At 66.1% G+C, this 21,451-nt stretch carries 21 protein-coding genes; 11 read left to right on the top strand and 10 right to left on the bottom strand.

The window, feature by feature from the left end; translation table 11 throughout:
• Window positions 1–5 precede the first annotated feature (5 nt).
• On the bottom strand, window positions 6–2,207 hold the full coding sequence (gene acs, locus RW112_RS06665) for an acetate--CoA ligase (RefSeq protein ID WP_317781015.1): 2,202 nt from the start codon (window positions 2,205–2,207) through the stop codon (window positions 6–8).
• Window positions 2,208–2,503: 296 nt separating this feature from the next.
• Here acs and RW112_RS06660 point away from each other — a divergent pair, with 296 nt between their 5' ends.
• The 6 genes from RW112_RS06660 to RW112_RS06635 all read left to right on the top strand — a co-directional run bounded on the left by RW112_RS06660 (window position 2,504) and on the right by RW112_RS06635 (window position 5,298).
• Entirely contained in the window at window positions 2,504–2,929 is a 426-nt protein-coding gene (locus RW112_RS06660; protein ID WP_317781013.1) for a CoA-binding protein, read from the top strand.
• Window positions 2,930–2,969: 40 nt separating this feature from the next.
• Window positions 2,970–3,380, top strand: a complete 411-nt coding sequence (locus RW112_RS06655; protein ID WP_317781012.1) for an MmcQ/YjbR family DNA-binding protein — start codon at window positions 2,970–2,972, stop codon at window positions 3,378–3,380.
• Window positions 3,377–3,928: a DUF1990 domain-containing protein gene (locus RW112_RS06650; protein WP_317781011.1), complete on the top strand. Its 552-nt coding sequence runs from the start codon at window positions 3,377–3,379 to the stop codon at window positions 3,926–3,928. Before RW112_RS06655 ends, RW112_RS06650 begins: the two co-directional genes overlap by 4 nt.
• A 14-nt stretch (window positions 3,929–3,942) precedes the next feature.
• Window positions 3,943–4,593 (top strand): hypothetical protein, encoded by a 651-nt coding sequence (locus tag RW112_RS06645; RefSeq protein WP_317781010.1) that lies wholly within the window; start codon window positions 3,943–3,945, stop codon window positions 4,591–4,593.
• A gap of 5 nt (window positions 4,594–4,598) precedes the next feature.
• Window positions 4,599–4,916 carry a putative quinol monooxygenase gene (locus RW112_RS06640; RefSeq protein ID WP_317781009.1) on the top strand — a complete coding sequence of 106 codons (318 nt, stop codon included), beginning with the start codon at window positions 4,599–4,601 and terminating at the stop codon, window positions 4,914–4,916.
• A gap of 88 nt (window positions 4,917–5,004) precedes the next feature.
• Complete coding sequence (locus RW112_RS06635) at window positions 5,005–5,298, top strand: DUF503 domain-containing protein (RefSeq protein WP_317781008.1); 294 nt, start codon at window positions 5,005–5,007, stop codon at window positions 5,296–5,298.
• A gap of 76 nt (window positions 5,299–5,374) precedes the next feature.
• Here RW112_RS06635 and purL read toward each other — a convergent pair whose 3' ends face one another.
• Genes purL through purS form a run of 3 tightly spaced genes read right to left on the bottom strand, consistent with a single transcriptional unit; the run spans window position 5,375 to window position 8,707 of the window.
• Complete coding sequence (gene purL, locus RW112_RS06630; protein WP_317781007.1) at window positions 5,375–7,684, bottom strand: phosphoribosylformylglycinamidine synthase subunit PurL; 2,310 nt, start codon at window positions 7,682–7,684, stop codon at window positions 5,375–5,377.
• Window positions 7,681–8,454 (bottom strand): phosphoribosylformylglycinamidine synthase subunit PurQ, encoded by a 774-nt coding sequence (gene purQ / locus RW112_RS06625; protein ID WP_305943430.1) that lies wholly within the window; start codon window positions 8,452–8,454, stop codon window positions 7,681–7,683. The genes purL and purQ overlap by 4 nt, the downstream gene beginning before the upstream one ends.
• Window position 8,455: 1 nt before the next feature.
• A complete protein-coding gene (gene purS, locus RW112_RS06620; RefSeq protein WP_011690410.1) occupies window positions 8,456–8,707 on the bottom strand; it encodes a phosphoribosylformylglycinamidine synthase subunit PurS in 252 nt (83 codons plus the stop codon).
• A 276-nt stretch (window positions 8,708–8,983) separates the two neighbouring features.
• On the opposite strand from purS, the gene RW112_RS06615 reads away from it, so the two are divergent.
• Window positions 8,984–9,169 (top strand): hypothetical protein, encoded by a 186-nt coding sequence (locus RW112_RS06615; protein ID WP_317781006.1) that lies wholly within the window; start codon window positions 8,984–8,986, stop codon window positions 9,167–9,169.
• 279 nt (window positions 9,170–9,448) lie between these two features.
• Window positions 9,449–12,580, top strand: coding sequence for a S8 family serine peptidase (locus RW112_RS06610; RefSeq protein ID WP_317781005.1), 3,132 nt, complete (start codon window positions 9,449–9,451; stop codon window positions 12,578–12,580).
• Between the two features lie 140 nt (window positions 12,581–12,720).
• On the opposite strand, the gene RW112_RS06605 is transcribed toward RW112_RS06610, so the two are convergent.
• Genes RW112_RS06605 through RW112_RS06595 form a run of 3 tightly spaced genes read right to left on the bottom strand, consistent with a single transcriptional unit; the run spans window position 12,721 to window position 14,601 of the window.
• The gene (locus RW112_RS06605; RefSeq protein WP_317781004.1) at window positions 12,721–13,104 is read right to left on the bottom strand and encodes a serine protease inhibitor; all 384 of its coding nucleotides are present in this window, start codon (window positions 13,102–13,104) and stop codon (window positions 12,721–12,723) included.
• Window positions 13,101–14,045 (bottom strand): 3-methyladenine DNA glycosylase, encoded by a 945-nt coding sequence (locus tag RW112_RS06600; protein ID WP_317781003.1) that lies wholly within the window; start codon window positions 14,043–14,045, stop codon window positions 13,101–13,103. Before RW112_RS06600 ends, RW112_RS06605 begins: the two co-directional genes overlap by 4 nt.
• 4 nt (window positions 14,046–14,049) lie before the next feature.
• On the bottom strand, window positions 14,050–14,601 hold the full coding sequence (locus tag RW112_RS06595; RefSeq protein WP_317781002.1) for an SSI family serine proteinase inhibitor: 552 nt from the start codon (window positions 14,599–14,601) through the stop codon (window positions 14,050–14,052).
• Window positions 14,602–14,909: 308 nt separating this feature from the next.
• On the opposite strand from RW112_RS06595, the gene RW112_RS06590 reads away from it, so the two are divergent.
• The gene (locus tag RW112_RS06590) at window positions 14,910–17,972 is read left to right on the top strand and encodes a S8 family peptidase (RefSeq protein ID WP_317781001.1); all 3,063 of its coding nucleotides are present in this window, start codon (window positions 14,910–14,912) and stop codon (window positions 17,970–17,972) included.
• Here RW112_RS06590 and RW112_RS06585 read toward each other — a convergent pair.
• A complete protein-coding gene (locus tag RW112_RS06585) occupies window positions 17,966–18,463 on the bottom strand; it encodes a MarR family transcriptional regulator (RefSeq protein WP_317781000.1) in 498 nt (165 codons plus the stop codon). The two genes, RW112_RS06590 and RW112_RS06585, sit on opposite strands and share 7 nt — an antisense overlap.
• Window positions 18,464–18,542: 79 nt before the next feature.
• On the opposite strand from RW112_RS06585, the gene RW112_RS06580 reads away from it, so the two are divergent.
• Together RW112_RS06580 and RW112_RS06575 are read left to right on the top strand one after the other, a co-directional pair.
• Window positions 18,543–18,770, top strand: coding sequence for a hypothetical protein (locus tag RW112_RS06580; protein ID WP_305939645.1), 228 nt, complete (start codon window positions 18,543–18,545; stop codon window positions 18,768–18,770).
• Window positions 18,771–18,914: 144 nt separating this feature from the next.
• Window positions 18,915–19,097 carry a hypothetical protein gene (locus RW112_RS06575; RefSeq protein ID WP_317780999.1) on the top strand — a complete coding sequence of 61 codons (183 nt, stop codon included), beginning with the start codon at window positions 18,915–18,917 and terminating at the stop codon, window positions 19,095–19,097.
• Window positions 19,098–19,199: 102 nt separating this feature from the next.
• On the opposite strand, the gene RW112_RS06570 is transcribed toward RW112_RS06575, so the two are convergent.
• Window positions 19,200–20,558: an aspartate kinase gene (locus RW112_RS06570; RefSeq protein WP_317780998.1), complete on the bottom strand. Its 1,359-nt coding sequence runs from the start codon at window positions 20,556–20,558 to the stop codon at window positions 19,200–19,202.
• A 181-nt stretch (window positions 20,559–20,739) separates the two neighbouring features.
• Window positions 20,740–21,339, bottom strand: a complete 600-nt coding sequence (gene recR, locus RW112_RS06565; RefSeq protein ID WP_205651440.1) for a recombination mediator RecR — start codon at window positions 21,337–21,339, stop codon at window positions 20,740–20,742.
• Between the last annotated feature and the right edge of the window lie 112 nt (window positions 21,340–21,451).

Raw genomic sequence — 21,451 nt, 5'->3', positions numbered from 1 at the left:
TTCCTTTACTTCTGTCCGTTGAGGGAAGTCTGCTTCTGTCCCGTGAGGGAGGCGGCATAGCCGGCCAGGGCATCCTGGATGCCGGCGATCGCCGGTTCGTTCTGGAGCGACGTCGTGTCGCCGAGGGTGGTCCCCTCGAAAAGCTGGGTGAGCAGCCGGCGCATGATCTTGCCGCTGCGGGTCTTCGGCACATCGGGAACCACGACGACGTCGCGCGGCTTGGCGATCGGTCCGATCTCCTTCGCGACGTGGTTCCGCAGGTCCGCGGCCACTTCCGTGGACGCCCCGCCCTTCAGCACCACAAAGGCGACGACGGCGTGGCCGGTCTTCGCATCCGCCACCGGACAGACGCCCGCCTCCACCACGGCCGGGTGGGAGACGAGGGCCGATTCGATTTCGATCGTGGACAGCAGGTGGCCGGACACGTTGAGGGTGTCGTCCACCCGGCCCAGGATCCAGATGTCGCCGTCGTCGTCGTATTTGGCGCCGTCGCCGGCCAGGAACCAGCCCTGTGCGGCATATTTGCGCCAGTACGAATCGAAGTACCGCTGGGGGTTGCCCCAGACGGTGCGGGCGATGGCGGGTCCGGGGGAGTCCACCACAATGAATCCCTGGACGCCCGGCGGCACCGTGCTGCCGGCGTCGTCCACGATCCGGGTGCTGACGCCCGGCAGTGGGCGGGCCGCGCAGCCGGGCTTGAACTCGGTGTCCGTCGGGGCGGGGGAGAGGATGGTGGCGCCGGTCTCGGACTGCCACCAGGTGTCCACCACGGGGGCGGTGCCGGCGCCGACGTTCCGGCGGAGCCAGCGCCAGGCTTCGGGGTTGACGGCTTCGCCCACGGTGCCGAGCATCCGGATGGAGGAGAGATCGTAGGTGTCCGGGACGCCGTCCGGGAACCAGCCCATGAGCGAGCGGACCAGGGTGGGCGCCGTGTAGTACTGAGTCACGCCGTAACGCTCGATGATCTCAAAGTGCCGGCCCGGGTGCGGGGTGTTCGGCGTGCCTTCGAAAATCACCTGCGTGACACCGTTGGATAGCGGGCCGTAGATCTCGTAGGTGTGGGCCGTGACCCAGGCCAGGTCGGCGGTGCACCAGTGCACGTCCTGGTCCCGGAGCGCCGGGTCCGGATTGCTGAACAGGTGCTCGAAGCTCCAGGACGCCTGCGTCAGGTACCCGCCGGAGGTGTGCACCAGCCCCTTGGGCTTACCGGTAGTCCCGGAGGTGTACATGATGAAGAGCGGGGTTTCGGCGTCGAACGCTTCCGCTTCGTGGGTGTCAGCGGCATTTCCGACGGCGTCATGCCACCAGACGTCGCGGCCTGCGGCCATGGGGACCGTTGCCAGCTGGTCCGCGGGGGTGGTGCGGTTGACCACCAGGACGTGCTCGATCGCGTTGTCCCCGGCAACCGCGGCGTCCGCGTTGTCCTTGACCGGCACGGCCACGCCGCGGCGGAACTGGCCGTCGGTGGTGACCAGGAGCTTGGCCCCGGTGTCTTCCACCCGGAACTTCAGCGCTTCGGCGGAGAATCCACCGAACACCAGGGAGTGAATGGCGCCGATGCGCGCCACGGCGAGGGTGATGATGACTGTTTCGGGGATGACCGGGAGGTAGATGACCACGCGGTCGCCCTTGGTGATGCCCAGATCGAGGAGCGCGTTGGCGGCTTTGGACACTTCGCGCTGGAGTTCGGCGTACGTGATAGCCCGCCGGTCACCGGGCTCACCCTCGAAGTGCAGGGCCACCTTGTCGCCGCGGCCGGCGGCAACGTGGCGGTCCACGCAGTTGTAGGCGACGTTGAGCTTGCCGCCCTCGAACCACGTGATGTCCGGGCCGGTGCCGGCGTCCAGGTCTGCCGGAACGCGCCGGTGGGCGGTGTGCCAGGGCTTGCCGCTGGTGTTGTCGCCGCCGCGGGCGCCGTCGGCGGGTTCAGCCCAGTCGAGGCGGAGGGCCTGCTGTTCCCAGAAGGCAACCGTGTCTGTGTGGTCGTTGGGGGTGGTACTGCGGTGACGCGCCGGTCCGTCAGTGGGGACGCCGTGCACTGCGTCGTCCGTGGGCTCAGTCAGGGACCATCCCGAAGAGCCGCGAGAGGAGCCGGGCGCGTCACGCAGCCCTGCTTCGTTCGCCGTCGCGTCCGAAGTGGTTTGTGGGGTTGCCTCGGACGGAATCCGGGCAAGGGTGGGCAGGGCAGGGGAAATCTCAGGGGTCATTGCAGCACTCCATCGGTCCTGGCAGTAGCACCCTTAGTTCCTTTGGTTTCCTCGAAAGGAGGAGGAACAGTTCCGTGGGAATGGTCGTCTCACGTCACCGGGGGTTGCTGCGGCTTCATCGATCCAGGTCTCTCGGCCGCTCGGGATGGTCACTACCTACTAGATCGGAGATGCACGATTTTCACAAAATGCGCGTCTTGGGCGCTGTAATATTCGTTCATTACCGGCACCTCGGCCGCGTATTCATTCATTTATTCGGGGATAGTGCGGATTGGCCGCAGGAGTAAGGTTGATGCATGGCCCACGTTAACGATCCGGCAGTCATTGAGCGACTCATGCGAACCAAAGGCACCTGGGCGGTGGTGGGCCTGACCACCAACGAATGGCGCTCTGCCTACGACGTTTCCCTGTATATCCGCGACCGGATGGGCATGGAAATCATCCCGGTCAACCTCCCGGGCGATGACGTGCACGGCGAGAAAGGATACCGCTCGCTGGCGGACATTCCCGCGGAAAAGCACCCGATCGACGTCGTGGACTGCTTTGTTAATTCCCACAAGGTGGGAGCGGTGATCGACCAGGCCATTGCCGTGGGCGCCAAGGCAGTGTGGCTTCAGCTCGGGGTGTTCGACGACGCCGCAGTGGAGCGTGCCAAGGCGGCGGGACTGGACGTGGTGGTTAACGAGTGCCCTGCCCGCGAAGGGTGGCGCGTGGGCATCTAGCGCCCTGCCGGAAATACCGGACGCCGGATAGGCTCGCTTCATGGACGCTGACACCCTCCGCGAGATCTGCCTGAGCTTCCCCGGCACCTACGAGGACTTTCCGTTCGGTCCGGAAACCTCCGTCTTCAAGGTGCGCGCGGCCGTGGCGGGCGGTTCGCGGCACGAAGCGAAGATGTTCGCGGCGTCCGCCATGGACCCGGCGGACTGGTCCGTGAGCCTCAAGTGCGAGCCCGCCCTGGCCGAGCACTTGCGGTCGGTCCACCCGGAAATCTCCGGCGCCTGGCACATGAACAAGACGCACTGGAACGGGGTCCGGCTGGACGGATCGCTACCGGACGACATGATCCGGGACATGGTGGAGGACTCCTACGACCTGGTGGTGGCCACGCTGAGCCGCAAGCAGCGTGAGCAGCTGGGCTGGGCCGGGCTCGCCAGGGGTGAAGGAGCATGACGCGTAACCGCCGCCTGGCCCGGGGCCGCCTGGACTACCCGGGCATCGGTTCCACCGAACACGGACGGGCGCCGGATGGCATCCCTTGGGTGGTGACCCAGGCATATCTCGGCGACGGCCCGGCGCTCTACCGGAGGGTCGCCCACGGAATCCTGGCCTGGCAGCTGCAGAAGCGGTCCGGGCTGCGGGTACGCACGGACTCCGACGTCGTGGTGCCCGGCGCGCGCGTGGTGAGCGGATTCGGCGTCGGGCCTTTCCGGATCAACGCACCCTGCGAGGTGGTGTGGGTCCGCCGGCCGGTGCCCGGCGACGGTCCGCAAAGCGCCGGTTTCGGTTACGGAACCCTGCCCGGCCACCCCGTGCGGGGCGAGGAAGCCTTCGAAGTGGAGCTGGACGGCGAGGACAGGGTGTTCCTGAAGATCACGGCGTTCAGCCGGCCGTCCAGCTGGTTTTACGCCGCAGGCAGTGCCGTCACGGGCCGTGCGCAGAGACATGTCACGAACCGATACATTGGGAGTGCACACGAACTGGCCGCAGGTGAAAGCTGATCAGGAGCAGGTGAATGCTGGAACAGAAAACCCTTGACCAACTGTGGAACTTCGACGACGCCCCCGGCTCGGAAGCCCGCTTCCGCGCGGCGGCCGCAGACGAAAAGTACGACGCCGATGAACAGGCGGAGCTCGCCACCCAGGTGGGGCGGGCCATCGGGCTGCAGGGCCGCTATGAAGAAGCCGATGCGCTCCTGGACGGGATCGACGCTGACGAGCCCACCGTGGCTGTACGGGTGCTGCTGGAACGCGGTCGCCTGCTGAATTCCAGCGGCCATTCCGCGATGGCTGTCCCGCTGTTTGAACAGGCCGCCGAACTGGCAGACCACCTCAGCGAGGAGTTCCTTGCTGTCGATGCGCTGCACATGCTGGCGATCGCCGACCCCGCGCATGCCGAGTCATGGACCCGCAGCGCCCTCGAGTACGCGTCCACGGTGCATGACCCGCGGACCAGGCGGTGGATGGTCTCGCTGCATAACAACCTGGGCTGGACACTGCACCGGGCAGGGCGCTTCACCGAAGCATTGGTGGAGTTCCAGCTGGCGGAGCAGTGGGCGGAACGCGTCGGCACGCCCCAGCAGCAGCAGTGGGCCCGCGAGGCGATTGAGGAGTGCGAGCATTCCCTGGCCGCCGGGCTGTCCGCAGAAACACAACGAAAGGCATAACCCCCGTGATCTTCATTGTCGTCAAATTCAAGGTCAAGCCGGACTGGTCGGATAAGTGGCTGGGCCTGGTGGAGGACTTCACCCTGGCAACGCGGCAGGAGCCCGGCAACCTGTGGTTCGACTGGTCCCGCAGCGTGGACGACCCCAACGAGTTCGTGCTGGTGGAGGCCTTCAAGGACGACGCCGCGGGCGACCACGTGAACAGCGCGCACTTCCAGAAGGCCATGGCGGACATGCCGCAGGCACTCGCTGAGACCCCGCGCATCATCAGCCGCCAGCTCGACGGCGACGGCTGGGACCGGATGGGCGAGCTCACCATCTGACCCTGCCCATACCCCCCGTCGATTGCTCCGTAACGGCCCTTTTGACCCCTCAAAACGGCGGTTACGGAGCAGTGGATAGGCTTATGGCATGTGGATCGGATGGATTGAATTCGACATCCTTCTGGGCGACGTGCACAGCCTCAAGGAGAAGCGATCCGTGGTGCGGCCGCTGCTCGCGGAGTTGAAGCGTCGCTTTGAGGTTTCCGTGGCCGAGGTGGGGGACCACGAACAGTACCGGCGGACGCAGCTGGGCGCAGGCCTGGTGGCAGCCGACCGCGCGCACGTCGTGGAGGTGCTCACCGCCGTCGAACGCTTCGTGGCCTTCCGCCCCGAACTGGAACTCCTCAGCGCCCGCCAGCGGGAGCTCCGCAGCGACGACTAACCACACCCTAAGCGCGAACGGACACTTGAGGCCCCGGGACAAGGGGCCTCAAGTGTCCGTTCGCGCTTGCTAGTGCCTAGCCGAAGTACTTCGGCAGGGTGGCCTCGTGGGCTTCGCGGAGGGCGTCGAGGGACAGGGTGTCCACGCCGTTGATCTCCAGCTGGCCGCTCGCTGCGTCCACCACGCCGATGCGGGTGTGGGCGAAGCCGCGGGCGGTGCACATGTCCGTGAAGCGGACTTCCTCGGAGCGCGGGACGCCAACAACCGCACGGCCCTGGGTCTCGGAGAACAGCGCCGTGAACAGGTCCACGCCGTCGCGGTCCATGACGTCCTGCAGGGCGATCCGGGCACCCACGCCATAGCGCAGCGAGGACTCCACCAGTGCTGCCGCGAGGCCGCCTTCGGAGAGGTCATGCGCGGAGTCAACCATGCCGTCGCGGGAGGCGTTGATCAGGATTTCACCCAGCGCACGTTCGGCGGCGAGGTCAACCTTGGGCGGCAGTCCGCCGAGGTGGCCGCGCATATTGGCCCATTCCGAGCCGTCCAGTTCTGCCGCGGTGGTGCCGAGCAGGTAGATGGCCTGCCCGTCCTCGCGCCAGCCCGACGGCGTGCGGCGGGCGACGTCGTCGAGCTTGCCCAGCACTGCCACCACGGGGGAGGGGTGGATCGGCGTGGTGCCGGTCTGGTTGTACAGCGAGACGTTGCCGCCCGTGACCGGGATGCCCAGCTCCATGCAGGCGTCGGACAGGCCGCGGATGGCTTCGGCGAGCTGCCACATGACGTCCGGGTCCTCGGGAGAGCCGAAGTTCAGGCAGTCGCTCACGGCCATCGGCACGGCGCCGGAGGTGGCCACGTTGCGGTAGGCCTCTGCCAGCGCCAGCTGCGCGCCGTAGTACGGATCGAGGTAGGTGTAGCGGCCGTTGGCGTCGGTAGCCAGGGCTACGCCGAGGCCGGTTTCCTCGTCCACGCGGACCACACCGGCGTCGTCCGGGAACGCCATGGCGGTGTTGCCTCCGACGTAGCGGTCGTACTGGTTGGTGATCCAGTCCTTGCTGCACATGTTCGGCGAGGCTACGAGCTCGGTGACTGCGGCGGCCAGTTCCGCGGGGGCGGAGGGCCGGCCGGCGTCCTGCACCGATCCGGTGAAGGAATCGGCCTGGACCGAGTCCTGCCAGGAGGGGCGGGCAAACGGACGGTCGTAGACCGGGCCGTCGTGTGCCACGGTGCGCGGGTCGACGTCCACGATGACCTCGCCGTCCCAGGTGATGATCAGACGGCCGGTGTCAGTCACCTCGCCCAGCCAGGAGTACTCCACGGCCCACTTGTCCATCACGGCTTCGAAAGCTGCGATGTTCTCCGGGGTGACCACGGCCATCATGCGTTCCTGCGACTCGGACATCAGGATCTCGCCCGGGGTCAGGGTGGGGTCGCGCAGCAGGACGGACGTCAGCTCAACCTGCATGCCGCCGTCGCCGTTGGACGCCAGCTCGGAGGTGGCGCAGGAGATGCCAGCGGCGCCCAGGTCCTGGATGCCTTCAACCAGGGAACCCTTGAACAGCTCCAGGCAGCACTCGATCAGGACCTTCTCGGCGAAGGGGTCGCCCACCTGGACGGCGGGGCGCTTGGACGGCTTGGTGTCGTCGAAGGACTCCGAGGCCAGCACCGAGGCGCCGCCGATGCCGTCGCCGCCGGTGCGGGCACCGAACAGCACCACTTTGTTGCCCTTGCCGGAGGCGTTGGCGAGGCGGATGTCCTCGTGGCGCATGACGCCGACAGCCAGCGCGTTCACCAGCGGGTTGCCCTGGTACACGGAGTCGAACACCATTTCGCCGCCGATGTTGGGCAGGCCAAGGGAGTTGCCGTAGCCGCCGATGCCGGCAACGGCACCATGCATGACGCGGGCAGTGTCCGGGTGGTCGATGGCGCCGAAGCGCAGCGGGTCCATCACGGCCACCGGGCGCGCGCCCATGGAGATGATGTCGCGGACGATGCCGCCGATGCCGGTGGCGGCACCCTGGTAAGGCTCCACGAACGACGGCGAGTTGTGGGACTCGATCTTGAACGTCACGGCCCAGCCGTCGCCCAGGTTGGTGACACCGGCGTTTTCACCAATGCCCACCAGCATGTCCTTCTTCATCTCGTCCGTCACCTTTTCGCCGAACTGGCGAAGGTGGTTCTTGGAGGACTTGTAGGAGCAGTGCTCGCTCCACATCACGGAGTACATGGCGAGCTCGGCGCCGGTGGGGCGGCGGCCCAGGACCTTGACTACCTCGTCGAACTCGTTCTGCTTCAGGCCCAGCTCGGCCCAGGGGAGTTCGGTATCCGGCGTCTTGGCCGCGTTCTCGACGGTGTCGATGTTGAACTTCTTGGTGGTTTCCGTGGTCACTTGCTGCCTCCCACAATCTTGTTCAGTACGGAGGTGAAGAAGCCCAGGCCGTCGGTGTCGGACCCGCCGATACCATCCAGTGACTGAGGCCCGAAGCCCACCTCCACGGCGTGCTCGGGGTGCGGCATGAGGCCCACCACGTTGCCGGCGGCGTTCGAGATGCCGGCGATGTCGCGGCGAGATCCGTTCGGGTTGAAGCCCACGTAGCGGAACACCACGCGGCCTTCGGCCTCAAGGGCATCCAGGACCTTCTCGTCAGCGATGTACTGGCCGTCCTGGTTCTTCAGCGGAACGGTGATTTCCTGGCCGGCTTCGTAGTCCAGGGTCCAGGCGGTGTTGCTGTTTTCGACCCGCAGGACCTGGTCCCGGCACATGAACTTCAGGTGGTCGTTCTTGATCATGGAGCCGGGGAGCAGGTGCGACTCGGTCAGGATCTGGAAGCCGTTGCAGATGCCCAGCACGGGAAGCTTGGCGTCGGAGTTGGCGGCGTCGATGATCTTGGACATCAGCGGCGCGAAACGTGCGATGGCGCCGGCCCGGAGGTAGTCACCGTAGGAGAACCCGCCGGGAATGACGACGGCGTCGACGTCGCCAAGTGCGGTGTCGGCGTGCCAGAGCGGCACTGCGGTTCCGCCGGCGAGACGGACGGCGCGGGCGGCGTCGCGGTCATCAAGGGTGCCGGGGAACGTGACGACGCCGATCCGCGCACCAGCGAGCCGCGGCTGGGCGGCGACGGCGACTGCCTCGCCGATCAGGGGAAGTTCAGTCATCTCAGGCCTCGACGACCTCGACGTTGACGACGTCCTCGATGACGGGGTTGGACAGCAGGGTTTCTGCGGCATTCCGGGCCTGGGCCAGGATTTCCTCGGTCACCTCGCCGTCGACAGTGAGTTCAAAGCGCTTGCCCTGGCGGACAGAGCTAAAGGCGGTGAAGCCCAGCCGGGGGAGTGCACCCACGATGGCCTTCCCCTGCGGGTCCAGAATCTCGGGCTTGGGCATGACGTCGACAACGATCCGGGGCATCCGGTAACTCCTGTGCGTGAGCGTTGGGTAAGGGCGCAGCGGAGTGATGCCGTCTCACGCTGGTCTGCTGCTGTATTCACAGCCACGGCGGACTCCAAACATAAGACAGCGGGAACGAGCGCTCCGCGAGCTTGCTTGCCCATTCTACCGGGCGCAGTGCGTCAACCCGCATTCGCGGGTGGACTGTGAAATGGGGCACTCCCCGCGGGGTGTGGCGTGAAGGAAAGCCCGACGCCGGCACTGGTGGTGCGCTGGCGGGCTCAGTAGGATTGCGGCATGGCTCAGAAACCCAAATCCGTACTTCTTCCGGTTATGGCCGTCGCGGTTTTCGCGGGCCTGGGTCGAATGGTGATGCAGAAGATCAAGGCCGACCGTGCAGCCAGGGAAACCAACGTTGCCGGCCCCATAGACGACAAGACGCGCGCCTGGATCAGCGAGGTGGTGCGCACTCCGCGCCAATGACATCACCCCGCGTGACCTGAACACGTGACCTGACCGGACGGCCTGAACAGAAGGCGGCTTCCCCTGCGGAAGCCGCCTTTTGCCGTCTCTGGCGGGAGCCTCGAGTGACAAAAGTAAAACGACTGTTGTGTCCTATGTCATATTCGGCTCTCACTCTGTACTGTTTGACTCGGCTGGTCTCGCCGAGTGACAAGAACTGTCAGTCCGGCTGCCCATTTCCAGCTGACCGAGACCGGCCGCACCGCCGGACCCGTACCTCATGAAAGGTTTCAGTCGCTCGTGAAATCAAAAGGAACAAGCCTTCCCCGGGTCGGGGGACTCCGGAAGGCAGCAGCGCTGGCTGTTGGCCTGCCGCTGCTTCTCTCCTCCGTCGCAGTGGGTCCCGCTACCGCGGCGCCTGCTGAGCCCGGCGTGGAGCAGGCCACAAACGTCAACCCGACAGACTACAAAGACGGCCGCTACATCGTGGTCCTCGCTGAGAAGGCCGCCGCCGCGTACGAAGGCGGGACCGCCGGCATCGGGGCAACCAAGCCGCAGCAGGGCCGCAAGCTCGATGCCGGGAGCCCGAACTACAAGGCGTATGACGCGCACCTCCGCAAAGCCCAGCGAGACGTCGCGACCAAACAGGGCGTCACCCCGTCGAAGCAGTTCACCGGCGCGCTCAACGGCTTCGTTGCCGAGCTCACCGCGCTGCAGGCAACCGAGCTGGCCAAGGACAGCAACGTGCTTCTGGTGGCACCGGACGTGGAGAACGCCCCGGACTACACCACCACCGACTTCCTGAAACTCACGGGCAGCGAGGGCGCCTGGGCAAAGCAGTTCGGCGGCGAAGCCGGTGCCGGCAAGGGCGTGGTGGTCGGCGTGATCGACTCCGGCTACGCCCCGGACAATCCTTTCCTGCAGGGGGACGCGATCCAGCCGCTCAAGGGCAAGGCTGAGGTCGGCGTCCCGTATCTCACGGCGGATGGCAAGATCGCCATGCTCAAGGCGGACGGCACCACCTTTGAGGGTGAATGCCAGAAGGGCATCGAATCCGGGGCTTCGTTCGATGGCACCCTCTGCAATTCCAAGGTGGTCAGCGCCCGCTACTTCGCGGACTCTTTCCGTCAGTACGTGACCCCTGAACACCGCGCACCGGAGGAACTCATCTCCCCGGTGGACGTGGGCAGCCATGGCACGCACACGGCCACCACCGCGGCCGGCAACGCCAACGTGGAACAGGTGATTGACGGCGCAAGCTTCGGCCAGAGCTCCGGTGTTGCCCCTGCCGCCAAGGTCGCCGTGTACAAGGTCTGCTGGGAAGACGACAACCCCAACACCGGCGGCTGCTACTCGTCCGCCTCCGTGGAGGCCATTGACGCCGCCATCAAGGAGGGCGTGGACGTCCTCAACTACTCCATCTCCGGCAACACCAACAGCACGTCCGACCCCGTGGCCCTGGCCTTCCTGAATGCAGCGGCCGCAGGTGTGTTCGTCTCCGCATCGGCAGGCAACTCCGGACCCACCGTGTCCACCGTGAACCACGCCTCGCCGTGGCTGACCACCGTTGCAGCCTCCACGTTCCCCAGCGACCTGCTGGGCACCGTCAAGGTATCCGACGGCAGTATGTTCCGCGGTGCCTCCATCATGAAATCCGAAGTCAAGGATGCCGCCGTGGTGGTTGCCGCCGACGCCGCAGCCCAGGACGCGCCAACGCCGGCCAACCTTTGTGGTCCCGGAACGCTGGACGCCACCAAGGTCAGCGGCAAGGTGGTGGTCTGTGACCGCGGCGTCGTGGACCGCACGGCGAAGAGCCTCGAAATCCAGGCGAAGGGCGGCGTGGGCATGATCCTGGTCAACCTGTCTTCCAGTTCCGAAGACGCAGACAACCACGTGCTGCCCACCATTCACGTCAACGCACCCAAGAGCCTGGAGCTGAAGTCGAAGCTCTCTGCCAACCCGGCGCTCACGGTGAGCCTTCTCAAGGGCGACCTCACCGGCGAACCCCTCCCGCCGGCACCCCAGGTGGCAGGCTTTTCCTCCCGGGGACCGAGCCTGGCCTCCGGCGGCGACCTCCTGAAGCCGGATATTTCCGCTCCGGGCGTGAACGTCCTTGCGGGTGTTTCCACCATCGGCAACAGCGGCGCGCAGTTCGGCTTCATGTCCGGCACTTCCATGGCTGCGCCCCACATCGCAGGATTCGGAGCCTTGGTCCTCAGCAAGCAGCCCAAGTGGTCGCCTGCCATGGTCAAATCCGCCATGATGACCACCGCTTACCCGCTGGTCAAAGCCGACGGCACGCCGAACGTGAACCCGTTCGAAGGCGGAGCCGGACACATTGACTCGACGCGCGTGCTGGACCCGGGACTGGTGTACAACTCGGACGTCAAGCAGTGGCTGGCTTTCTTGAACGGCCAGGGCGTGGCAACAGGCTCACCCGACGCCGGCAGCATTGCCGCGCGCGACCTCAACCTGCCGTCCATCGCGCTCGGCAGCCTCGTCGGCGAAATCCAGGTCAAGCGCCAGCTCACGGCGCTTGTCCCGGGAACTTACCGGCCCGTGGTGGATATGCCCGGCGTCGGAGTCCATGTGGAACCGCAGGTGCTGAACTTCAGCAAGGCGGGACAGACCCGCGAGGTCACCATCACCATCAAGAACGTCAGCGCTCCGGTGGGCAAGTTCACCACAGGTACGCTGACGTGGAAGGGGCCGCGCACCGTCAGTTCACCGATTGCGGTCCGTCCGGTGGACGCCCAGATTGCACCGTCGTTCTCCTTCAGCTCCGCCACCGGCACCGGTAGCGGAACAATGGACCTGGTCTCCGGCTCAGATTCGCCTATCGCAGTGGGCGTGGAAGGTCTCGCGCCCCTGTCTGAGACGGCCGTCACCAAGACGCCCGGCGCCTACGCCGCAAAGAATGACGAGCACAACGCGGTCGTCAAAGTAGAGGTGCCGGCTGGCGCAACGTTTGCCCGGCTAGGCATCCAGGCCGAATCGGAGGACGTCGACTGGGACATCGTGGTCTACGCACCGAACGGAAGCGGAGGCCTGGTGGCCACCCAGGTGGCGACGGCAGCGGCAAGTGAGTTCCTCAACGTGGAATCGCCCCGGGCCGGAACCTACTACATCGTGGCAAACCTTTACTCCACGCCGGACAACGGACCCGCGTCCGCTCGGATCCAGGCGGTGTCATTCAAGGGCAATTCCGGGAACCTGACCGTCAACCCGAATCCGATCGTTGCGCCCAACGGCACGGCCACCACGGCCACGGCCGACTGGACCGGCCTCGCTGCGGGCTCCTACCTGGGCCGCCTGAGCCTGGGCGGCAACGGGATCAAGACGTGGATCAACGTCAAGGTGGGCACCGAACCGGCACCCGCCCCGGCCGGTGCTCCGGCCGTCACATCCGTGGAGGCAGTCCCGGGAACCTAAAAGGGCGGCCCCACTCACGGGGCGCCCCTACCCAGTAGATGCCACTACAAGGAACGTCCCGGCGGCCGCGAGGCTCCCGGGACGTTCCTGCGTCCGGCGCCCGCGCCGTTCAGGGTGGTGTGTAGTTCAGGTGCGGGCCTTCACGTCTCTCCAGTGGAGCCGGCCGTGCCGCCCAGCAGCGGGGCCAGGGAACGCCACCGTGCAATTTCGCAGCCGTCGGTCAGGCTGAAGCTGCTGTGGACGGGACGGCCGTGGAACGTCCCGGTGACCACGGCCACCTGCGGTCCGCCGTACTGCTGGGTGCACATCATGTCGGCCCGTCGCGGCGCGAAGAAGACCTCATCGCCGAAGCGTTCGACGGCGGCAAGCGCCGCAGCCGGGTCCGGCAGTGTCGATCCCTTCAGGTCGGCAGGCTGTGGTGCTATTCCGTGGCGCACCACGAGGCGGAACTCGTACAGCGGCGCGCCCGGCGCCTCGGTCAGCCTGACGGTCAGATCCATGTCCAGCTCCGCCCCGGCGCTCATCCGCTGTTCCGAACCTCGTCCATCAGGGGTGCCAGGGGATCAAGCAGCCGCCCCCGCAGCTCCTGCGCCTCGGCGGAGAAGGCTCGCTGGTATTCGACGTACTCCGCTTTGCCGGCGGCGGTCTCGATCGGGATGGGCGGGTAGCCCCATTCCTCGAGGTCGTACGGCGACGCCTGCATATCCATGGCGCGGACCCGCCAGGACAGTTCGAAGCAGTCCATGACGAGGTCGCTGGGCAGGGCAGGTGCCAGCTTGTAGGCCCACTTGTAGAGGTCCATGTTGGCGTGCAGGCACCCGGGCTGTTCCATGGACCGCTGGTTGTCCCTGCTCGGAGTGAGTTCGTTCAGGGGTATGGCATCCGGCGTGTAGAAGCGGAACGCGTCGAAGTGCGAGCACCGGATCCTGTTGTCCTCCACCACACGGTCGGTCCCTGCTGCCCCGAGGCGCAGCTGCAGGTATTCGTGGCGCAGCTCAAACTTGTCCTGGCGGTACACCATGGCCCACTCGTGCAGCCCGAAGCAGCCGAACTGCGCGGGCCGCAGCGCCGTGCCGTGCAGGATGATCCCGGCGAACTGCACCGCGTCCTTGCGTTCGGCCAGGAACGCGGCGCGGTCAACGGTTGCGGCGGTGGTCCCGGGCGGCAGCCCCGCGGCGGCGAGGTCGCCGTCGTCGAGCATGCGGTAGTACTTCCAGCCAGCGCGGGCGGCCGCCTCAGGACCGGTAAGGATGACGTCGGCGCCTGGATGCCAGCGCAGGAGCTGGCCCGGTTTCTGGGTGTAGTACGTGAACAGGAAATCCTCCACCGGGTGTTTCTTCCCGGCCGAGCGGCGGGCGAGGTAGGGGTCGGCGTAACGCCTGACCCGGGCCTGGTGGGCTGCTTCGAGGTGCTGCCAGGTGTCCGCCGGCAGCACCGTCTGCGGGCCGCGCTTCAGGGTCTGCATCTGCCTAGGACACTCCGCCCGCGGAACCGATAACGTCCTTGGCCGCATTCCACAGGCCGATTTCGCAGCCGTCCCTGCGCGCGAAGGACACATCCACCGGCGAATCATCCACGATCCCGGTGACAGTGGCCTGCTGCGGTCCGCCGTACTGCTGGGTGCAGGCCTGGTCCGTGCTACGGGGCGCCGGGCTCAGCACGGCAGGGTTGTCCTTCAACGCGGTGCAGGCCGCAGCGGCCGAGGGGTGGCTGCTTTCGTCCGCCGGAGCGCCGTCCTTGCACACCAGGGTGTAGTTCAGGGCCGGTTCCGATTCCGACGGCTTGACCATGATGGCGAGCTCGGCGTTTCCCTTGCCCGGGAGGGATGTGGCGGGCGCGGAGGACGGCGGCGGAGACGGAGCCGGGACGGTTGTTTCGGTGTCCGGCGACGGTGTGGCCGTGGCACTGGTGCTGGCAGAGGTGGCCGAGGGAGAAGGCGTTGGGCCGCCGCCGCCCGGAGAGCAGGCGGTAAGGCCGGCAACGGATACCAGAACGAGTGCGTGAATCCATGCCTTACGCATTACCGGTCCTCCTCATTTTGATCCATTCTATCGCCGGCGCCCCGCGATGGACCCTGCCGTTCGGCCCGGCCGCCGGACCTGCCGTTCGGCCCGGCCGCCGGACCCGGCGTGCAGCCCGGGCATGCGGCAACCAGCGGGCCGCTGATTAAATCTGTCCGGAACATCTCGATTCCGCGGTCCCACTCCGGTATGTTTCTCCCATCACTGGATGTATGGCCTCACGCCCACGTTGCGCCGACGTGGACGGATGCATCCAAGGGGTGGGACCGGCTACGCCACCGGTCCGGCAACCTAGGAGGCAGCTCGTCATGACCTATCCGCACGTGGGCTACAGCGTTCAGGACAGAAGCGTTCAGGACAGCATCCAGGGCAGGAGCGGTCAGGGCAGAAGCCCGGCATCACGGCTCGCCGCCGCAGTGGCCCTGGGAATTTCCCTGCTGATCGGCCAGGGGCTGGCAGCCCCGGCTTGGGCAGCCGCCGACCCGCCGGCGGAGGACACTGCCTCCCTGGATGCGGGCCGCTACATCGTGATGCTCAAGGACAGGCCCCTCGCCGCCTACACGGGCGGTGTTGAGGGCATCCCGGGGACTGCTGTCACCAATGGAAAGCTCGACGCCGGCAGCGCTGAGTCCCAGCGCTACTCGGCACACCTGGAATCACAGCAGGCCCGGCTCGCGGCGGAGGAAGGCGTGGCCATCAGGGACAGCTACACCCTGGCGGTGAACGGCTTCAGCGCGGAACTGTCCGCGGCACAGGCAAACTCGTTGGCCAAGGACGGAAGCGTCCTTGCTGTCGTTAAAGACAGCCTGCACAAAATCGACTACTCCAGCACCGAATTCCTGGGACTGCCCGGACCCGGGGGAGTGTGGGCAGAACACTTCGGCGGTGAAGCCAATGCCGGCAAGGGAACGGTGGTGGGCGTTCTGGATACGGGCTACACACCGGGCAACCCCTTCTTCGCGGGGGAACAGGTGAAGCCGCTGTCCGGAGCTCCCGTCGTGGGCGAGCCCTACCTCTCGCCCGGAAACCAGATCACCATGCTGAAAGCGGACGGAAGCACCTTCGCGGGAGTCTGCGAGGCGGGTGACCAATTCGCCGGCACTGAGTGCAATGGCAAGGTCATCGGCGCCCGGTACTACGACGAAGCTTTCAAGGCAGTCGTGCCGCCGGCCATGCGCTCCCCGAAGGAAACGTTCTCTCCACTGGACATCAACAACCACGGCTCGCATACCGCCAGCACCGCCGCAGGCAACAGCGACATTAGCCAGGCCGTGGGCGGCCGTGACTTCGGCAAGGGTTCCGGGGTGGCGCCCGCCGCGAAGCTCGCCATCTACAAGGTCTGCTGGGAGGGCGCCAGCCCGGCAACCACCGGCTGCTTCGCCTCCAGCGCGGTGGAGGCCATTGAGGACGCCATCAAGGACGGCGTGGACGTCCTGAGCTACTCCATCTCGGGCACCAACAACTCCACCGTGGACCCGGTGTCCATCGCCTTCCTGAATGCCGCGGCGGCCGGGATCTTCGTGGCCGCGTCAGCCGGCAACTCCGGTCCGGCGGCCAGCACCGTCAACCATGCCGCTCCGTGGATGACCAGCGTGGCAGCCTCCACCCACAGCAGCAGCCTTCGCGGCACAGTGGAGCTGTCCACCGGCCAGAAGTTCGCAGGCGCCAGCATCATGGCCACTGAAGTTGCGGCGGCGCCCATCGCGCTCGCTGCGACGCTGAAAACAGCCGACGCCCTCGAAGCCAACGCCGCGCTGTGTGCACCCGGCACCCTGGACCCGGCCAAGACCGCGGGCCGGATCGTGGTCTGTGACAGGGGAGTGGTGGACCGGACGGCCAAGAGCCTGACCGTGGACCAGGCAGGCGGCGTCGGCATGGTCCTGGTCAACCTGACGCCCAACTCGCTGGACGTGGACCTGCACAGTGTTCCTACGGTCCACGTTGAAGACCCCGCCGTCAAAGAGGCGGTTGCGGCCGACGCGGCGCTGACGGCGAGCCTGGTGGCCACCGACACTACCGGCCTGGATCCGCCACCGGTCCCGCAGATCGCCGGGTTCTCCTCCCGCGGGCCCACCCTTGCGGCCAACAGCGACCTGCTGAAACCGGACATTGCAGCTCCGGGCGTCGGTGTCCTGGCAGCTGTCTCGCCTGCCGGCCACAACGCCGGCCAGAACTTCGGTTTCCTTTCGGGAACGTCCATGGCAGCACCCCACATTGCAGGCTTTGGGGCGTTGTTGCTGGGCAAGAACCCCCTGTGGTCCCCGGCCACGGTGAAATCAGCGATGATGACCACGGCCTACGACCTGGTGGATGCTGAGGGTAACCCTGTCCACGACGTCTTTGCCCAGGGCGCCGGCCAGGTCGACCCGGCCAGGATCGCGACGCCCGGGCTGGTGTATGACGCCGGCCCCAGCGACTGGCTCGGTTTCCTTCAGGGCCAGGGCCATCAGTTGGGCGTTGCCCCGGTGGCGGCGAAGGACGTCAACCTGCCGTCCATCGCCATCGGCGGACTGACCGGCACGCAGACCGTGACCCGGACAGTAACTGCCTTGACGGCCGGAACCTACAGCGCCGACGTCGATGTTCCCGGGATTACGGCGGTGGTGACGCCGGATGTGCTGACCCTGGAAGAAGGTGGGAAGGCCACCTTCACGGTGGAGTTCACGAACTCCGGCGCCACCCTGGACGCCTTTGTTGGCGGGTCCCTGACCTGGAGTTCCGATGAGGCCGCTGTCCGCTCGCCGGTCGCCATTCGTTCGGTGACCGCTGTTGCGCCGGCCGTGGTCAACGCCTCCTCCGCGGGCGGCACCGGCAGCATCGTTATTCCGGTGACATCCGGCAGTTCCGACCCGATCGACATGACCGTGAAGGGTCTTGCCAAAGCGAACTCGACGGCGATCAGCCTGGTTCCGGGGCCGTACACCGGGGTCAAGGACGCCGCGAACGAAGTTCAGATCGTGAATGTCCCGGCGGGTTCGTCCCTGGCGAGGTTCGCGGTCAATTCCTCCAACCCGGCAGCGGACTTCGACCTGTATGTCGTTTCGCCGGCCGGCGTGCTGTATCCGGGGGCTACGCCTGCGGCCAACGAGGCCGTCTCCATCAAGGACCCGGTGGCCGGCGACTGGAAGGTGACCGCCAACCTGTTTGCCAGCCCCGGCAACGCGGCGACCGCGGCGTCGCTTGATGTGATGATCCTTGCCGGTGACGCAGGAAACCTGACCCTCAGCCCCAATCCCCTCACCATTGAAAACGGCGCCAGCGGTGAGCTTACTGCCGGCTGGGCGGGACTTGAGGCAGGAAACTGGACGGGCCTGATAACTTTCGGTACCGGGCCGTCAACGCAGCTGAATGTGGCCGTGACAGCTCAGTGATCGCCTGCAGCGGCGTCACGTACGGCGGCGGCTTTGGTGGCGGCGATGAGTTCAGTCATGGCCTGGTGGAGGGTGGCCACCTGGTCCCGGGTCAGGCCCAAGCGCTCCATCATGGTTCCCGGGACTGCCAGCGCCTGCTGCCGGAGGGCTGCGCCGCTCGGGGTGAGCCCGACGGCCAGGGCCCGCTCGTTGCCGGCAGCGCGGCCGCGGGTGATGTAGCCGGCGGATTCGAGGCGGCGCAGCAGCGGCGAGATGGTGGCCGGTTCCTGGGCCAGCGCATCACTGATGTCCCGGACCGAGCGCGGACTGGACTCCCACAGGCACAGCATCACGAGGTACTGCGGATGGGTCAGGCCCAACATGTCCAGCACCGGCTTGTAGGCTCCCACGACGCTCCGCGACGCTACCGTCAGGGCGAAGCAAAGCTGGTGTTCCAGCAGGAGGTCTTCGTCAGACGCTTCGATGGCATCGGCCTGGCGCTGATTCGTCACTGCTCGCTCCTTGATCGTTAGTGGGCTAATGATTAGCGTACACTGGATTGGACGTGACCGTTCTGAAAGGGAATCCGCAATGGCCAGCAAGGAAAATGCCGCCCAAAAGTTCATGCGTGCCACCGGCAAGCTCCGGGCCATCTTCGGGCCGGCCAACCGCAGTGCCCTGAGCCACGAGATGACAGACGAGAACAAAGCCCTCCTGGTCCGCCGCGAAGCGGAGACGCAGCAGTGGGAAACGATCCGCAGGCCGGACGGCAGCACCTACGTGGTGCCCAGGAACCCGGACGATAAGTCCCTTCGCTAGGCCGCTTACGGGCCACCGGCCCGGGGCCTTTTTCGTTCCCCGGGCGTAAAATATGGGCACAGGTACCAACCGGCCAATGCAGCACTGCTTGACCCGACTCAGGGAAAGGGGGTGGGAATTGTGGCAAAGGCGATACAGCGTTTCATGAGCCAGACTGACAAGCTGCGGTTCTTCTTCGGACCTGCCACACGGGGTGATCCGACCTTGCCCGTTGTTCACAGGCATGACGACTATGAGTCTGCTTCTGAAGAGGACTTGGCCCACTTCGAAGTAGAGACAGACTCCGAGGGGCATCACTACGCAGTCCGCAAGGAAGACATCAAGTAGCTTTCTCCGACAAACCGCACACAACGCACAAAAGGAACGGCACAGCGGTTCTACCGCAGTGCCGTTCCTTTTGCCGTATGCAGTGGCCGGGCGGGGCCAGCCTTAGCGGCCCGTGCCGCCGTAGACCGTTGCTTCGTCTTCGCTGTCCAGATCGAACGCCTTGTGGATGGCCCGGACGGCGTCGTCGAGCAGGTCGGCGTGCGTCACCACGGAGATGCGGATTTCCGACGTCGAGATCATGTTGATGTTGATGCCGGCATCGGACAGCGCCTTGAAGAAGGTGGCCGAGACGCCCGGGTGGGAACGCATGCCTGCGCCGATCAGCGAAAGCTTGCCGATCTGCTCGTTGTATTCAATGCTCTCGAAGCCGATTTCCGGCTGCGCGGCACGGAGGGCAGCCAGGGCGTCGGCACCTTCCACGATGGGGAGGGTGAAGGAAATGTCCGTCCGGCCCGTCCCGTGCGTGGAGACGTTCTGCACGATCATGTCGATGTTGGAGTGTGCATCGGCGATGACCTGGAAGATCGCGGCGGCCTTGCCGGGGATGTCGGGGACTCCCACCACCGTGACCTTCGCTTCGGAACGGTCGTGTGCAACGCCGGAGATGATTGGCTGCTCCAAGGCAACTCCCTCTTGAATCTTGATCTTGTCGTCGGCTCCGGGCATGACCCAGGTGCCTTCGTGCTGGCTGAATGAAGAACGCACGTGCAGTGGCACGCCGAAGCGCCGCGCGTATTCCACGCAGCGCAGGTGCAGGATCTTGGCACCGGAAGCGGCCAGTTCCAGCATTTCTTCGCTGGAGATGCGGTCGATCTTCTGGGCGGAGGGCACCACGCGGGGATCTGCCGTGTAAATGCCGTCCACATCCGTGTAGATTTCGCAGACGTCGGCGTCCAGCGCTGCAGCCAGGGCCACCGCGGTGGTGTCCGATCCGCCGCGGCCGAGGGTGGTGATCTCGTTGGTGGTGCGGCTCATGCCCTGGAAGCCGGCCACAATCGCGATGTGTCCCTTGTCCAGGGCGGTACGGATCCGGTGGGGATCGACGTCGATGATGCGCGCTTTGCCGTGGATGCCGTCGGTGATCATGCCGGCCTGCGAGCCCGTAAAGGACTGGGCCGAGGCGCCCAGCTTGTTGATGGCCATGGCTACCAGGGCCATGGAGATGCGCTCCCCGGCGGAGAGAAGCATGTCCATTTCACGCGCGGGGGCCGAATCGGTGACCTGCGCGGCAAGGTCCAGCAGTTCATCGGTGGTGTCACCCATGGCGGAGACCACGACAACTACCTCGTTGCCGGCCCGCTGAGCGTCCACGACGCGCTTGGCAACGCGTTTGATGCCGTCCGCGTCGGAAACCGAGGAGCCGCCGAACTTCTGCACAATGAGCTGCTTGGTGCGGGCGGCAGCCACGGGCAGCACATGCGGCTGGTTCTCGGTTTTCACTTCGGTAGTGGGCATACTCATGCGCGCACCCTCACTGCATCAAATCGGGGTTCCGGGGCCAGGCGACCAAAACGGCGCGACGGCGTAACTGATGTGCCAAGTTTATCGCCGGGAACCGCGCGGCGCTGAATTGTGACCGCATGGTGGCCTCCCGTCAGCCATTCCCGTCAGCCGTCTCCGGCGGGATTCCGTGTGTTCTGGATCAGCTGAGCGCGTTGCGTCGGCCTTCGAAGGCGCGCCCCAGAGTGACCTCGTCCGCGTATTCCAGGTCACCGCCGACCGGCAGGCCGGAGGCGAGCCTGGTCACGGTGATACCGATGGATTTCAGCATCCTGGCAAGGTAAGTTGCCGTGGCCTCGCCCTCAAGGTTGGGGTCAGTGGCAATGATGATTTCCTGGATGGCGCCGTCGTTCAGCCGGGTGAGGAGTTCCCTGATCCGCAGCTGCTCCGGGCCGACCCCGGCGATCGGGTTAATCGCGCCTCCTAGGACGTGGTAGCGGCCACGGAAGGAACGGGTGCGCTCAACAGCCAGGACGTCCTTGGACTCTTCCACCACGCAGATGACCGAGGGGTCCCGGCGGGGGTCGCGACAGATGTTGCACAGCTCCTGCTCCGTGACGTTGCCGCAGACCGTACAGAATTTCACGCGTTCCTTGACGGTGGTGATGGCGTCCACGAGCCGCTTCATGTCCTGAGGGTCCGCCTCGAGGATATGGAATGCCAGCCGCTGGGCGGACTTGGGCCCCACGCCGGGAAGGCGGCCAAGTTCGTCGATCAGCTCTTGAACTGCACCTTCGTACACAATGTCCTCGTTCGTTTGACTCGTTTGTTGAATCGATAATGGGCTGGCGTGGCGGCCCGGGCATGCCGATTCCCTGCAGGCAATGCGGCCGGGGCCAGGCCGCCGGGTGGGA

It is taken from the genome of Arthrobacter sp. B10-11, from assembly GCF_033142195.1.
Classification (GTDB): domain Bacteria; phylum Actinomycetota; class Actinomycetes; order Actinomycetales; family Micrococcaceae; genus Arthrobacter; species Arthrobacter oryzae_C.
This window is presented reverse-complemented; position numbering and strand designations above follow the sequence as displayed.

What these genes read in the sequence shown, in the direction of transcription:
- acs (WP_317781015.1), bottom strand. Translation starts at nt 2,207, where the DNA reads ATGACCCCTGAGATTTCCCCTGCCCTGCCCACCCTTGCCCGGATTCCG.
- RW112_RS06660 (WP_317781013.1), top strand. Translation starts at nt 2,504, where the DNA reads ATGGCCCACGTTAACGATCCGGCAGTCATTGAGCGACTCATGCGAACC.
- RW112_RS06655 (WP_317781012.1), top strand. Translation starts at nt 2,970, where the DNA reads ATGGACGCTGACACCCTCCGCGAGATCTGCCTGAGCTTCCCCGGCACC.
- RW112_RS06650 (WP_317781011.1), top strand. Translation starts at nt 3,377, where the DNA reads ATGACGCGTAACCGCCGCCTGGCCCGGGGCCGCCTGGACTACCCGGGC.
- RW112_RS06645 (WP_317781010.1), top strand. Translation starts at nt 3,943, where the DNA reads ATGCTGGAACAGAAAACCCTTGACCAACTGTGGAACTTCGACGACGCC.
- RW112_RS06635 (WP_317781008.1), top strand. Translation starts at nt 5,005, where the DNA reads ATGTGGATCGGATGGATTGAATTCGACATCCTTCTGGGCGACGTGCAC.
- purQ (WP_305943430.1), bottom strand. Translation starts at nt 8,454, where the DNA reads ATGACTGAACTTCCCCTGATCGGCGAGGCAGTCGCCGTCGCCGCCCAG.
- purS (WP_011690410.1), bottom strand. Translation starts at nt 8,707, where the DNA reads ATGCCCCGGATCGTTGTCGACGTCATGCCCAAGCCCGAGATTCTGGAC.
- RW112_RS06615 (WP_317781006.1), top strand. Translation starts at nt 8,984, where the DNA reads ATGGCTCAGAAACCCAAATCCGTACTTCTTCCGGTTATGGCCGTCGCG.
- RW112_RS06605 (WP_317781004.1), bottom strand. Translation starts at nt 13,104, where the DNA reads ATGAGCGCCGGGGCGGAGCTGGACATGGATCTGACCGTCAGGCTGACC.
- RW112_RS06600 (WP_317781003.1), bottom strand. Translation starts at nt 14,045, where the DNA reads ATGCAGACCCTGAAGCGCGGCCCGCAGACGGTGCTGCCGGCGGACACC.
- RW112_RS06595 (WP_317781002.1), bottom strand. Translation starts at nt 14,601, where the DNA reads ATGCGTAAGGCATGGATTCACGCACTCGTTCTGGTATCCGTTGCCGGC.
- RW112_RS06590 (WP_317781001.1), top strand. Translation starts at nt 14,910, where the DNA reads ATGACCTATCCGCACGTGGGCTACAGCGTTCAGGACAGAAGCGTTCAG.
- RW112_RS06580 (WP_305939645.1), top strand. Translation starts at nt 18,543, where the DNA reads ATGGCCAGCAAGGAAAATGCCGCCCAAAAGTTCATGCGTGCCACCGGC.
- RW112_RS06575 (WP_317780999.1), top strand. Translation starts at nt 18,915, where the DNA reads ATGAGCCAGACTGACAAGCTGCGGTTCTTCTTCGGACCTGCCACACGG.
- RW112_RS06570 (WP_317780998.1), bottom strand. Translation starts at nt 20,558, where the DNA reads ATGAGTATGCCCACTACCGAAGTGAAAACCGAGAACCAGCCGCATGTG.